Raw genomic sequence first — 13,461 nt, 5'->3', positions numbered from 1 at the left:
TGGCCGGCACGCTTTTCACATGTGTGCCGGCCAGCGGCCGGCACTACCCGCTGCGGGTCAGCGCTTGGGCTGCAGCATGGTGCCGGTGCACTTGGGCGAGCCGCAGCGGCACTCCCAGATCTTCTTCAGCTTGGCGGTGTGACGCTCGGCCAGGGTGATGCCGTAGTTGTAGGTCAACTCTTCGCCGGCCTTGATATCGCGCAGCGCCTCGATGAACACCTTGTCGCCGCGGCTGTCGCCGTCCTCGTCTTCCTCGATCACCGCCTCGCAGTTCGGGTCGCAGCTGTGGTTGATCCAGCGCGCGTCATTGCCCTTGTAGTTGGCATCGATCACCCAGTCGTCGTTGAGGGTGAACAGGAAGGTATGGCCACTTTCGACGTCGCCGCTGTCATCGGCATCAACGTCGCCGTGGCTGCGCAGCAGGCCCTTGTACTGGATCACGCGCTCGCCCTGCTTGATCGGGGCCACGGCGAACACGCCGTTGCCATGGATGGCGGACTTGCGGGCTTGGATCTTCTTCGGCATCGGCACGGGCTGTTTGCAGCGAATGGAACAGGGATTCTCGCCCATTCCGGGTGATTGCGAAAATCACCCCGTTGGCGCAGCATTGCGCCCTGGCAACGGCCCCGGTGTGTCCTCCCGGCCCGGCCCCAGCGCCGGCTGAATGCCCGGGTTGGATGGCGGCGAATAAAAGCGTACAATTTCAGTCCGCTTTAAGAACCACTCGCATCCCCATGTTGCGCGTCACCAAACTCACCGATTACGCCACCGTCGTGCTGACCGTGCTCGCCGCCCGTCCGGGCGAGGTGCTCAGTGCCACCGAGCTGGCCGAATTCACCGGTCTGGAGCCGCCCACCGTCAGCAAGGTGCTCAAGCCGCTGGCCCAGGCCGGCCTGGTTGAAGGCCTGCGCGGCGTGCGTGGCGGCTACCGCCTGACCCGCCCGGCCATCGAGATCTCGCTGTTCGAAGTGGTCGAAGCGATGGAAGGGCCACTGGCCCTGACCGAATGCAGCCACGACCACCACCAGTGCGGCATGGCGCCCAAGTGCGGCGCGCGCAGCAGCTGGCGGTTGATCAACGACGTGGTCTCCGAGGCCCTGCGCGATGTCACCCTTGCGCAGATCCTGCCCCCTCTCCCCCTTGCCGATGACGAACAGCGCCGCACCATCGCTGTCGACGTCGTCTCCTGATCCGTAGGCAGCCCCCCATGGCCACCGAAACCATCGAAAACGTCGCCCACGACGACACCCCCAACCGCGAGATCCACGAGCAGCTCGGCCGCAAGTATTCGGCCGGCTTCATCACCGAGATCGAATCGGACTCCCTGCCGCCGGGCCTGGACGAGGACACCATCCGTGCCCTGTCGGCCAAGAAGGAAGAGCCGGAGTGGATGACGCAGTGGCGCCTGGACGCCTACCGCCACTTCCTGACCATGCCGATGCCGGACTGGGCCAAGCTGGAGATCGCGCCGATCGACCTGCAGGCGCTCAGCTACTACTCCGCGCCGAAGGGCCCGAAGTACGCCTCGCTGGATGACGTGCCGAAGGAACTGCTGGACACCTACGACAAGCTGGGCGTGCCGCTGCACGAGCGTGCCAAGCTGGCCGGCGTGGCGGTGGACGCGGTGTTCGACTCGGTGTCCGTCGGCACCACGTTCCGCAAGGAACTGGCCGAGAAGGGCATCATTTTCTGCTCGATGTCCGAGGCCATCAAGGAACACCCGGAACTGGTCCGCCAGTACCTGGGCACCGTGGTGCCGGTGGGCGACAACTACTTCGCCGCGCTCAACTCGGCGGTGTTCTCCGATGGCAGCTTCGTGTTCATTCCCAAAGGCGTTCGCTGCCCGATGGAACTGAGCACCTACTTCCGCATCAATGCCGGCCACACCGGCCAGTTCGAGCGCACCCTGATCGTGTGCGAGGACAAGGCCTACGTGTCCTACCTGGAAGGCTGCACCGCGCCGATGCGCGACGAGAACCAGCTGCACGCTGCGGTGGTCGAGCTGGTCGCGCTGGAAGACGCGGAGATCAAGTACTCCACCGTGCAGAACTGGTACCCGGGCGACGAGAACGGCGTCGGCGGCATCTACAACTTCGTCACCAAGCGTGCCGAGTGCCGTGGTGCGCGCAGCAAGGTCACCTGGACCCAGGTCGAAACCGGCTCGGCGATCACCTGGAAGTACCCGTCCTGCGTGCTGCTGGGCGACGACTCGGTCGGTGAGTTCCACTCCGTGGCGCTGACCCATCACCGCCAGCAGGCCGACACCGGCACCAAGATGATCCACGTCGGCAAGCGCACCAAGAGCAAGATCGTCAGCAAGGGGATCAGCGCCGGCCGCGGCCAGAACACCTACCGCGGCCTGGTGCGTGTGGACCGCAATGCCGATGGCGCGCGCAACTACACCCAGTGCGATTCGCTGCTGATCGGCAAGCAGTGTGGCGCGCACACCTTCCCCTACATCGAGGTGAAGAACCCGGGCGCCACCGTCGAGCACGAGGCCACCACCTCGAAGATTTCCGACGACCAGCTGTTCTACTGCCGCGCCCGTGGCATCAGCCAGGAAGACGCGGTGTCGATGATCGTCGACGGCTTCTGCAAGCAGGTGTTCCGCGAACTGCCGATGGAGTTCGCGGTGGAAGCCAAGAAGCTGCTGGAAGTCTCGCTGGAAGGTTCGGTGGGCTGACCGCCCGCCCCTGCCCCTCGCAAACGCATTCTCTTTACCGGCGGGCCGCGGCCCGCCCCACGGAAACCCCCACCATGCTGAAGATCGAAAACCTCCACGCCCGCATCGGCGACAAGGAAATCCTCAAGGGCCTGTCGCTGGACGTCCAGCCCGGCCAGGTGCACGCCATCATGGGCCCGAACGGCGCCGGCAAGTCCACCCTGGGCAATGTCCTGGCCGGCCGCGACGGCTACGAAGTGACCGAAGGCAGCGTGCAGTTCGACGGCGTCGACCTGCTGGAGCAGGACCCGGAAGCGCGCGCCGCTGCCGGCCTGTTCCTGGCGTTCCAGTACCCGGTGGAAATCCCGGGCGTGAACAACACCTACTTCCTGCGCGCGGCACTGAACGCCCAGCGCAAGGCGCGCGGTGAGGAAGAACTCGATTCCATGCAGTTCCTCAAGCTGGTGCGCCAGAAGCTGGCCGTGCTGCACCTGAAGGACGAACTGCTGCACCGTGGCGTCAACGAAGGCTTCTCCGGTGGCGAGAAGAAGCGCAACGAGATCTTCCAGCTGGCCGTGCTGGAACCGAAGCTGGCGATCCTGGACGAAACCGACTCGGGCCTGGACATCGATGCGCTGAAGAGCGTGGCCGATGGTGTCAACGCACTGCGCGCCGCCGATCGCTCGTTCCTGGTCATCACCCACTACCAGCGCCTGCTGGACTACATCAAGCCGGACGTGGTGCACGTGCTGGCCGATGGCCGCATCGTCAAGAGTGGCGGCCCGGAGCTGGCACTGGAACTGGAAGCGCACGGCTATGACTTCCTGAAGGACCGGGTCGTGCCCGAGGCGGCGGTCTGATGAGCGCCCTGCTTGATTCGATGGCCCAGGCCTTCTGCGGCAGCGATGCGCGCCGCGAAGTGCTGGATGCGGCCCTGCGCGACGGCCTGCCGGCCGCCCGCAACGAAGCCTGGAAGTACACCTCGCTGCGCCAGCTGGAGCGCCGTGCGTTCGCTGCGGCACCGCTGCAGGGCCCGGCGCTGGACGCCACGCTGCTGGACGACATCCCGGCGCCGCGCCTGGTGTTCGTCAATGGTCGCCTGGATGCCGCGCTGAGCGACGTGCAGGCCCTGCCGTCCGGCGTGCAGCTGCAGCCGCTGTCGGCCGCACTGGCCTCCGGCGAAGACGCCGTGCGTTTCCTTGGCCGTCGCTACGAGCGCAGCGAAGAGATCTTCGCCCGCCTCAACGCTGCGCTTGCCGATGAAGGCGTGGTGCTGCGCGTGGATGAAGGCGTACAGGTCGACGTGCCGCTGCAGCTGGTGTTCGCCAGCGTCGCCGGCGACACCGACCTGGCCTGGCACCACCGTCACCTGATCGAACTGCGTGCCGGCGCCAGCCTGGGCGTGGTCGAGCATCGCTTCAGCGTGGGTGACTCCGCCCACCTGGACAACACCGTGCTGCATGCCCACGTCGCCCGTGATGCCGTGCTCAAGCACGCCCGCGTGCAGGCCGGCAGCGCGCGCCAGACCAGCTTCCTGCGCACCGACGCGGTGCTGGCCCGCGACGCGCAGTACCACCGCGTCGACCTGGAACTGGGCGCCGCGCTCAGCCGCCATGAACTGAACGTGCGCCTGGAAGGCGACAATGCCCAGCTGACCGCCAACGGCGTGCTGCTTGGCAATGGCCGCCGCCACGTCGAAACCCGTCTGGGCATCGACCACATCGCACGCGATACCGCCTGCGAACTGCTGTGGCGCGGCGTCGCCGCCAACCGCAGCCGCGTGGTGTTCCATGGTGGCATCCAGATCCGCGAAGGCGCCGATGGCACCGATGCCAACCTGTCCAACAAGAACCTGCTGCTGTCGGCCGATGCCGAGATCGACACCCAGCCGACGCTGGTGATCGACGCCGATGAAGTGAAGGCCGCGCACGGCGCGACCGTCGGCCAGCTCGATGCCAATGCGCTGTTCTACCTGCGCTCGCGCGGCCTGCCGCAGGCACAGGCGCAGGCACTGCTGAGCGCCGCGTTCTGCCACGAGCCGCTGAAGATCCTGCCCGACGCACTGCGTGCGCAGCTGGCACGTCGCCTGGACAAGGCACTGGCCGAGGCGGGTGTGGCATGAACCTGTCCACGCCGCGCCCGATCGAAGAACGCACCGGCGCCCCCGACTGGGACCGCGTCCGCCTCGACTTCCCGCTGCTGATGCGTGAAGTGCACGGCAAGCCGCTGGTCTATTTCGACAACGCCAACACCGGCCAGAAGCCGGTGCAGGTGATCGGCGCGGTGGATGAGTTCTACCGTCGCTATAACGCCAACGTCAGCCGCGCGGTGCATGCACTGGGCAGCGAAGCCACCGATGCCTACGAAGGCGCACGCAACAAGCTGGCGCGCTTCCTCAACGTGCGGCCCAGCGACCTGGTGCTGTGCAGCGGCACCACCTTCGCCATCAACCTGGTGGCCTACTCGTGGGCGCTGCCGCGATTGAACGCCGGCGACGTGATCCTGATCACGCGCATGGAGCACCACGCCAACATCGTGCCGTGGCAGCTGGTCGCGCAGCGCACCGGCGCCACCATCCGGGTGGCCGAGATCACGCCCGACGGCGCACTCGATCTGGATGCGCTGCGCGCGGCGATGACCCCAGAAGTCAAGCTGCTGGCGGTCACCCATGTTTCCAACGTGCTGGGCACGGTCAACCCGGTGCGCGAGATCTGCCGCGAAGCGCGCAAGCGCGGCATCATCACCGTGGTCGATGGCTCGCAGGCGGTGCCGCACCGCAAGGTCGACGTCGCTGCGATCGGCTGCGATTTCTACGCCATTACCGGCCACAAGATGTGCGGCCCGACCGGCACCGGTGCGCTGTGGGCCCGTCGCGAGCATCTGGATGCGATGCCGCCGTTCCTCGGCGGCGGCGAGATGATCAAGGAAGTCAGCTTCGACGGCACCGTGTTCAACGATGCCCCGCACAAGTTCGAAGCCGGCACCCCGAACATCGCCGGTTTCATCGGCCTGGGTGTGGCTGCCGACTACCTGCAGCAGCTTGGCCAGGAGAACGTGGAAGCCCGCGAAGCCGAACTGCTGGCGCACTTCACCGAAGAGCTGCGCCGCGTCGACGGCCTGCGCATCATCGGCGAAGCGCCGGAGAAGGCTGCGGTGGTCTCTTTCCTGATCGATGGCGCGCATGCGCACGACCTGGCGACCCTGCTCGACCTGGAAGGCGTGGCCGTGCGCTCGGGCCAGCATTGCGCACACCCGCTGCTGCAGTACTTCGGCGTCGCGGCTACCTGCCGAGCTTCGCTGGCGTTCTACAACACGCATGCCGAGATCGAGCGGTTCATGACCGCGCTGACCAAGGTACGGAAGCTGCTGGGCTGAGGATTCGCCAGAACCAGGAAAGTACAAGAACGCCGCAGGAAACTGCGGCGTTTTTTATTGCGCGCTGGACGCAACCAAGCAGAGGTGTAACCGGGAAACGCTGAGCGATGCCAGGAACGGGCAATCTCACCGTAATGCCGATCCATCCACCATCAACGACCTTGAGGCACCGTCCCCTACATGCCAACAAGCATGGATACCCCGGAGGCAATCAAGAAGACGTACATCATCACGACGCCCCTCAACACCCACCGTTCCCCCTGATGGAGCGTCTGCCCTTTGGAAGTAAGGGCAAGCACTGCAATACCGCGCAAGCACCTAAGCCACCAATCAACCTTGATGATTCCGACTGCAGCAAGTACTTCCGGCCGTTCACGCTCGATTTTCAGCAACATCCTGTGAGCCGCAAATGCGTTTATCCACATGGCACCTAGAATAATGGAAGCCAAAATGGGGAAGCTTTCAACAAACCCTGGCACTCAGCTCCTCCTTTTGAGGCTACTCCATCACATAGCACCTGCACACCCAATCTTCTACGCAGCAATCAGCTATGGAGTCGATGCGCTCAATGGCGCAAGAAGACCCTTGACGTACCCACCGAGGCCAACTACGTCCTCAGCTGTGCCAATCAGGTCCCGTCGCATCATCTTCTCGACATGCTCTACACCACCAAGTCGCGCGACAACATTCGCAAGGAAAGTGACATCTCCCGCAAACAACGTCACGTCCTGATCCAGCTTTACAACCCAGCGACCATCATGCGAATACAAATAATGATCACGCATGAAGTTCCCATCTTCGAGCCAGTAGGAGCGCAGGCCATCCAGACCTCGCTCAATTTCCACGGGGCTTCCCCAGTCGAAGCACTCTGAACATCGAACCGCGCACATCGCGATATCTTCAAAGTGCTCCGAAAGTGCGCTCAGCCACGCCACCCAAACATCATTCGGAGCAAAATCCTCATACAGGTTGCGATCAAACGCCATCCCTGCCCAGTCCTCTCTGAGCAGGGGAACATCAGGAGGGGTCACATTGGAGAGGGACAGCGCGATGAAGTCAGGCCAGCAGCATGTATTGTTCATGGCTTCTTCGGATATCTAACAGTGATCGGAATCTTACTACCGGTAACATAGACCTTGATTGTATCGGTACCCTTAGGAACCAATCCATCAGGATAGGGTCGCGTGCTGTCATGACGGTTTGCACCCCCCCTCCGGGCAGTTGAAGGTTGCTGTCGTCACCGGTAACGCCAGGGGTCTCCTTCATTTTTTTCCAGTCCGCATCGCCGCCCTCTGGCTCGCCACCAAACTCGCCTCTCTTACCCGCCTCGCCAGGCGCAGGTCCTTTCCCTTTAACTAGATCATCAACAATAGGCTTGTCAGACGGAGTATTTGAACTCGACTGATTCTGCTTAACTGCCCCCCTAATCCCAGCCTCCAGGCGACGCCCCATGTCTGCGCGCTGCTCAGGAGTAGTTAGTATGTAGTAGCCAGTTGCGAGGACTACGACAGGGGCAATGAATTCAAATGCCAATGCAGCTGATCGCCCATCGGGATCAGTAAATCTGTAAGGACTGCCATTTGCATATCTGAATCGATTGAACTGTTCAGCTGACTGCTGATAGGCCGTGACAGGATCAGTTGACAGGAAAATCCCCAACTGCGGATCCATGTACCGCTGCTGCATGTAACTCAGCCCGGTCCCCGAGTCCGTCACATGCCCCGTATATCCCGGCCCATCCTTCAACGGCCGATTCACCACCGCCCCATACGGCTCATACACCGTACGCTCGATGACGTTTCCGCTGGCATCGGTGATCACCACCGGTGAACCCAGTGCATCAGTGTGGATGTACTCGACCACTTCCTGGGCAACCGCCGGAGCCACACAGGCCACCAGCACCCCCACCGCGAGTACCGCCCGAATCAACAGCAAAGAGAGTCCATTCATGGCTTAGTCCCAGCTCAGTACGCCGCGGGTGACGGGGAAGTCTGCAGACCATGCCGAACAGCCGCCGGCGTTGCAGGCCCTGACAATGTAGAGACTGGCGCAGTACGTCCCGCCGTTTGACTGCACGTAGGTTTTGGGGCCGGTGTACAGGCGCCGTCCAGCTCCGGAAGGCTCCAGCTGATACTCCGTTGCCCCCGGAACCGCGCGCCAGCCGACGCTGCACTGCACCTGATAGGGCGCCTTGCGCGTGCTGAGCCACTCCGCCACGTAGATCTGAGTGGCCGCGGGAGGAAGCACGACGGAGACACTGGCGATGCCCGAATAGGGACTGCACCCCGCGAAATTGCACGCCCTCACACGATAGGCATAGCTGCCATTACCACGGCTGGCACCAAAGCTGTTCCCGCCGCCGTTATGCACCACCGTCCAGCCACCACCGTTGGCACTCTCCTCCAGCACGAAGCTCTCGCTGTTGGCCGGCACCGACCAGCTCAGGCTGTACTGCGGCACGTTCACCAGGCCCGGTGCGCTGATCACCGGCTCGATCGTCGGCGGCCCGATCACCGCTACCGTCGACGTGGCCGACCACGGCCCGCAGCCTGCGCCATTGCAGGCGGCAACCCGATAGCCATAGCTGCCCACACCACGCACAGCGGTGGCATAGGAACCCGCGTTGCCGTCGAACAGCGTGACCCATCCGCCACCATTACTGCTCTCCTGCAGGGTGTAACGCGTGGCACCAGCCACCCCGTTCCAGCCAATGCCGATACTGCCCGGCGCAGAGCGTGCCGGCGCAGAGAGACCTGGCGCAGTGGCAGGCGGATACACCACCGTCACCGCAGCCGTGGCGCTGTATCCCGTGCACCCTACCGGGTTACATGCGCGAACCCGGTAGTTGTAGCTTCCCGCTGCCTTGCCACTGAAGGCCTTGGACTGACCGATGGCGTTATGCACCTGGACCCAGGCGCCACCATTGGCGCTTTCCTCCAGCTCATAGCGCTCGGCACCGGAAGCCGCAGACCAAGCCACGTTGTAGCTGCCGTTGAAGGCCGTGGCAGGCACGTTCAAGGTCGGCACGGTAGATGGCGCCAATGCCACGGCCACTGACGCGACATTGCTCCATCCGCCGCACACCGCCCGGCAGCCGCGCACCCGGAATTGATAGGTCCCCGTGACCAGGCCGGTGCTGGTGAACGATTGCGCCGCGCCATCGAAGACCGTGCTCCAGGTGCCCGCAAGGGCACGCTGCAACTCATAGCGGTTGGCACCACCGGCCGGGCTCCAGGTCAGGTTCACGCTGCCCTGGGTGATGTAGCCCGGCGCACTCAGCGCGGGAACGCTGGGTGCGGCTTCACCATGCACCTGGGAAACCAGGCTGCCTGACAGGTAGAGATAGTCGGTCTGCTTGCCGGTACGTTCGTTGCGCTGGAATCGCAGCACGCCGCCGTTGTCGTAGAACGAGTAGATTGCCCCCTTGCCACTGGCGCTGGCCTTCACCCGGCGACCGTGGGCGTCGTACTCGTAGCTCTCTGCTGTTCCCGCCGCGCGCAGCCGGTTGCCGTAGTCAAACGCGAAAGCCTGACCATTGCGCACCGAAAGATTGCCCTGCACGTCATAGCCAAGACCGGTCACGGTTGCCCCGGTTCCGGTTTCGATCACGTTGACCAGCCGATTGGTCGGATCGAAGTAGTGCGTACGATCGCGGCTGCCGACCTTGGCACGGCGCAGGTTGTCCAGCGCGTCATACTCATACAAGGCGTTGCCGAAGCCCGGCGCAGTGACCGTCCGCAACCGGTCCAGGCCGTCATAGGTCATGTCCCGGTTGCCGGGCGCCCCGGGCAGACCATCGGAAATGGCCATCACGTTGCCACCAGCATCGTAGTCATAGCTGTCATCCAGCACTGCGGCCGCTGCAGTGGCATCGCGGCTGCGGTCGGGCAGCCCGCGGGCATTCTGGGTCAACGTGTGCACGATTCCGTTGCCATATACGAAGCGGGCCAACGCGCCGTTGGCAAAGTAACTGGCCTCCTTCGCATAGCCGCCGACCGTCGTCGCCCGACCCAGTGCGTCCGGCGTATAGCTGACGACACGCCCACCCGGATAGGTATTGCTGGCCAGTGTGCCGTTGGCATCGTAGCCATAGGCCAGGCTCAGGCTTCCCAGATCCGGATGCTGCAGGGTTTCGCCGCTGAGCAGGCGGCGGCGGTTGTACTGGTAGCGGTTGACGACCATCGGCCGGGTCGGATCGTTCTGCGTACTGATCTCGGCCGGCAGACCATCAGGCGCGTAGGACCAGTTCTGATTTCCGCGCCCATCCGGGAAGATCAGGGTCGACAAGCGGTTGGCGGCGTCGTAACTACGCTTCACCGCACGTCCGCTGGCCAGGGCTTCACTGCGGTTGCAGTCGGTGGTGCTGGTCAAACCCGTGCCGGCCGCCGACCACAGCACGTTGCCTGCCGCGTCGTAGTCCTGCACGGTCGCACCGGTTTCCGGCTCGATGGTCTTGCACAGCTGCTGGTAGCCGTCATAGACGTAGCGGCGGGTAAGCGACTGGCTGCCGTCTGCATTGCGGCGGGTGATCGCCAGCGGCTTGCCCAGCGCGTCGCGCTGGATCTCGGTCACCACGCCTTCCGGGTGCTGCAGCGTCAGCGGCATCTCGTAGCTGGGCTGGTCGTAGGCAAGGTGACGGGTCGTCGTGGCCTGGCCGCGGGGGTTGGTCACCTTCACCGACAGGTTGCCCACGTACTCGGTGCGGGTAACCAGTGCCCCAAGCTCGGACGATTGACTGACCACGGTGGGGCGGCCCAACGCATCGTACTGCGTCGTGGTGCCGGTCAGGGCGGCATTGATATCGGAGAGCTGCCGCGTGGGATACGAGGCAAACACGGTCTTGCCGCTGGTGTCGTAGCGGGTCACCACGGCGCTGTCCAGCACGTTGTTGGCGTTCTCGGTCACCAGCACCGGGCGGAACATCGCATCCAGGTAGGTATCCGTACGCCGCCCGCCCTGCGTGCGCGAGTGCTTCCATGCGCCGGCGGGCACCCCCAGCTGCGCGCCACCCAGTCGCTGCAGGTCCATGGTTACGCCATTCCAGTTCACGCTGTCGCCGCCAGGGAACTGCTGGCTGCGCAGCCTGCCCATGCTGTCGTAGCTGAAGCTAGTGGTCGCGCCGGTTTCGTCGGTCAGCGAGGTGATCCAACCGTTGTCGTCGACGGCAACCGTGCGCACCGCACCATTGGGCGCTTCGGGCGTGGCCGGCATGCGGAGCTGCTGCGGAACACCACGCTTCCATCCCGACAGATGGCTGGTATTTCCACGGCCATCGGCCACCGAGGCAACCGTGCCGTCGGCTGCATAGGTCACCTGCTGCGCCAGGCGGCCAAATGCGTAGGCGCGCAGCGGCAGTGCTTTGGCCGTATCGAATTCGGTGCGGGACTGTTCGATGCCATTGAGCACACTGCGCGCCGTCTGGCCGTTCACCCATAGCGCGGGATTGTCGTAGTAGCTGGTGCTGCTGGTGCGACTCTGGCCAGCGGAATTCGCTTCGACGACGGTGACTTCGCGCGCAAATGCATCAAAGGCCTGCACGGTGCGGGTGAACTGCACGCCATCCTGTTCCACAACAGTGGATTGAACGGGGCGGTTGTAATGGGCCTTGAGATCGCTCGCACCGTACTTGAAGTCCTTGCCGGCCTCTTTCGGGAAGGGCGCCGCATCCAGCTGGGCATCCGGATAGTAATTGTTGCGGTCAACGCGCACGACCGAGCCACCCGCACGCGTTGTCGTGGACAGCAACAGGCCGTCGTTGTAGGCAACTTCCTTGCCGAACTCGTAGACGCGAACGACACCATCGGGCAACGTCTCGGTAGTGATCTTCGGCTCCGCCTGGCCTACCGGGATTACTGGACCGCCCAGGTCCTGAGCGTAGGCACCATTGAGATTGGTGTATTGATAGGTCCACTGTGCAGTGGGCATGCCCGGACCGCTGATGGTCTTGGTCACCAGCGACATTGCGTCACGGTAGACCGGCGTGTAGTTCCAGCCATCGGCAAACAGGTGATTGTCGCCAGAGGTCTGGCAATCCAGCTTCACATTCTTGCGCCCATGGCGGAACGGCCGGAACAGGAACGTCCCCAGCGCACCCGACGGATGCTGGATGCTCAGGGTGATCTCGCTGGGCACGATCTTGTTGACGCGCGAACATGTGGCCGGGTAGTCCATGTACTCCCAGATGCTCTGCCCGTTATAGTCGGCGTACTTGTGGGTGACTGACAGCGGCGGCAGGTTGTAGACCCATTGGGTTCCGTCCGGCAGCGTCACTGTCCGCAGGATATCGGCCTCCGTGTACCCGTAAGTCCAGGTACGCCCAGCAGCGGTTGCGGATGCGATCAGTCCTTTCGCGTTGTAGCCCAGGCTGATCTCGCGGCCATCGTTGGCAACCATGCGCAACAGCCGGTCGCCACTCCACTCGTAGCGCACCCAGTTGCCGAAGCGATCCACAACCTGCGATGGGTACAGGAACACACGCTTTCGATTCAGCAGTGCATTGCTTTCTGGCCCGTAGGGTTGCAGCGTTGCACCGTTGTGGTGCTTGGCGACCATCCAGTCGAAGTAGTACTTGGTACCGTCCGGCGCATGACCAAGGAAGCCTTGTCCCGGCTGTCCGCTCTTCAGGGCGGTCAGGCAACTGAACGTCCAGCCGCCCTTGGTATTCCAAGGCGCCGGTTCGCCAAACTGTGGCTGCGGCTGGCGCGCATCTCCGCTGCCTCCCAGCACCGGCTCACTGCCACCACCCGGTAGAGAGAGTCGCACGCCATCCCAGAATGTAGTGGGACTGAAATTGACGGTCTGGGTTTTGCGACGGTTCCAGACCTCTAATGACGGAGGCGCCGCCACCGTACTGCAGCGCGCGGCAGGCGCCCAATAGCCGACAGACGCGGTCTCCGGCAGATCACCATAGACGCCGGACATGGACGGGATATCCAGGCCCCAATTCGAGAATGAGTTCTCTCCGCCGCCATCGTCATCGCTGTAGCTGCGGCCCAAGGTCATCGTCAGACTGCCATTGCCTGGAATCGAAATATCCGTGGCCTTGAAGCTGATCGAGCCGTCATAGAGGTTGACCTGCTCGCCGAAGATCTCGCCCTTCAGCGGTTCGACAAGGTCCCCGTACTTCAGCCGCTTGTCGTACTCCTGGCGCCAGGTGGGAACGATCTGGGCTGAAACGCCGACCGGTGCCAGCACACACAGGGCAATGAAACCGAGAAACAGACCCTTGGCAGCCGTTGCGGCGCGCGGATGAGAAATGAGGCCAGACTGCATGAAGATCCTCCCTGGATCGACGTCCCTGTGTGCCCCACCTGCGCCGAACGGCAGTTGGCCTTCGACCAGGCGGCACCCACTCCGGCAGACAGCCACGCGTTGCTTCACGGTGGGCGGGTGCTGGCTACAGATATGAACGAATAATGAAGATG

Annotated in this window: 10 protein-coding genes; 5 read left to right on the top strand and 5 right to left on the bottom strand. The window is 63.7% G+C overall.

The features are described from left to right. Positions 1 to 57: 57 nt before the first annotated feature. Positions 58 to 525 carry an SET domain-containing protein gene (locus ACZK13_RS05120; protein WP_012479369.1) on the bottom strand — a complete coding sequence of 156 codons (468 nt, stop codon included), beginning with the start codon at positions 523 to 525 and terminating at the stop codon, positions 58 to 60. Positions 526 to 734: 209 nt separating this feature from the next. Here ACZK13_RS05120 and ACZK13_RS05115 point away from each other — a divergent pair, with 209 nt between their 5' ends. The 5 genes from ACZK13_RS05115 to ACZK13_RS05095 all read left to right on the top strand — a co-directional run bounded on the left by ACZK13_RS05115 (position 735) and on the right by ACZK13_RS05095 (position 6,037). Beyond that, the gene (locus tag ACZK13_RS05115) at positions 735 to 1,190 is read left to right on the top strand and encodes an SUF system Fe-S cluster assembly regulator (protein WP_005408436.1); all 456 of its coding nucleotides are present in this window, start codon (positions 735 to 737) and stop codon (positions 1,188 to 1,190) included. 17 nt (positions 1,191 to 1,207) lie between these two features. Continuing rightward, the gene (gene sufB, locus ACZK13_RS05110) at positions 1,208 to 2,683 is read left to right on the top strand and encodes a Fe-S cluster assembly protein SufB (protein WP_043396952.1); all 1,476 of its coding nucleotides are present in this window, start codon (positions 1,208 to 1,210) and stop codon (positions 2,681 to 2,683) included. Positions 2,684 to 2,757: 74 nt separating this feature from the next. Continuing rightward, positions 2,758 to 3,522 carry a Fe-S cluster assembly ATPase SufC gene (sufC, locus tag ACZK13_RS05105; protein WP_019337095.1) on the top strand — a complete coding sequence of 255 codons (765 nt, stop codon included), beginning with the start codon at positions 2,758 to 2,760 and terminating at the stop codon, positions 3,520 to 3,522. After that, complete coding sequence (sufD, locus tag ACZK13_RS05100; RefSeq protein ID WP_253144211.1) at positions 3,522 to 4,784, top strand: Fe-S cluster assembly protein SufD; 1,263 nt, start codon at positions 3,522 to 3,524, stop codon at positions 4,782 to 4,784. Before sufC ends, sufD begins: the two co-directional genes overlap by 1 nt. After that, a complete protein-coding gene (locus ACZK13_RS05095) occupies positions 4,781 to 6,037 on the top strand; it encodes a cysteine desulfurase (RefSeq protein ID WP_253144209.1) in 1,257 nt (418 codons plus the stop codon). The genes sufD and ACZK13_RS05095 overlap by 4 nt, the downstream gene beginning before the upstream one ends. A 176-nt stretch (positions 6,038 to 6,213) precedes the next feature. On the opposite strand, the gene ACZK13_RS05090 is transcribed toward ACZK13_RS05095, so the two are convergent. From ACZK13_RS05090 to ACZK13_RS05075, 4 genes are all read right to left on the bottom strand, one after another. Further along, positions 6,214 to 6,516 carry a hypothetical protein gene (locus ACZK13_RS05090; RefSeq protein ID WP_253144207.1) on the bottom strand — a complete coding sequence of 101 codons (303 nt, stop codon included), beginning with the start codon at positions 6,514 to 6,516 and terminating at the stop codon, positions 6,214 to 6,216. Positions 6,517 to 6,585: 69 nt separating this feature from the next. After that, positions 6,586 to 7,119, bottom strand: a complete 534-nt coding sequence (locus ACZK13_RS05085; RefSeq protein WP_253144205.1) for a hypothetical protein — start codon at positions 7,117 to 7,119, stop codon at positions 6,586 to 6,588. Beyond that, positions 7,094 to 7,987: an RHS repeat domain-containing protein gene (locus ACZK13_RS05080; protein WP_478482321.1), complete on the bottom strand. Its 894-nt coding sequence runs from the start codon at positions 7,985 to 7,987 to the stop codon at positions 7,094 to 7,096. Before ACZK13_RS05080 ends, ACZK13_RS05085 begins: the two co-directional genes overlap by 26 nt. Before the next feature lie 3 nt (positions 7,988 to 7,990). Continuing rightward, positions 7,991 to 13,309 (bottom strand): RHS repeat domain-containing protein, encoded by a 5,319-nt coding sequence (locus ACZK13_RS05075; RefSeq protein ID WP_253144201.1) that lies wholly within the window; start codon positions 13,307 to 13,309, stop codon positions 7,991 to 7,993. Between the last annotated feature and the right edge of the window lie 152 nt (positions 13,310 to 13,461).

Source organism: Stenotrophomonas sp. 99219_Sma, assembly GCF_056480785.1.
The sequence above is the reverse complement of the archived record's forward strand: the minus strand, read 5'-3'. Positions and strand labels throughout refer to the sequence as shown.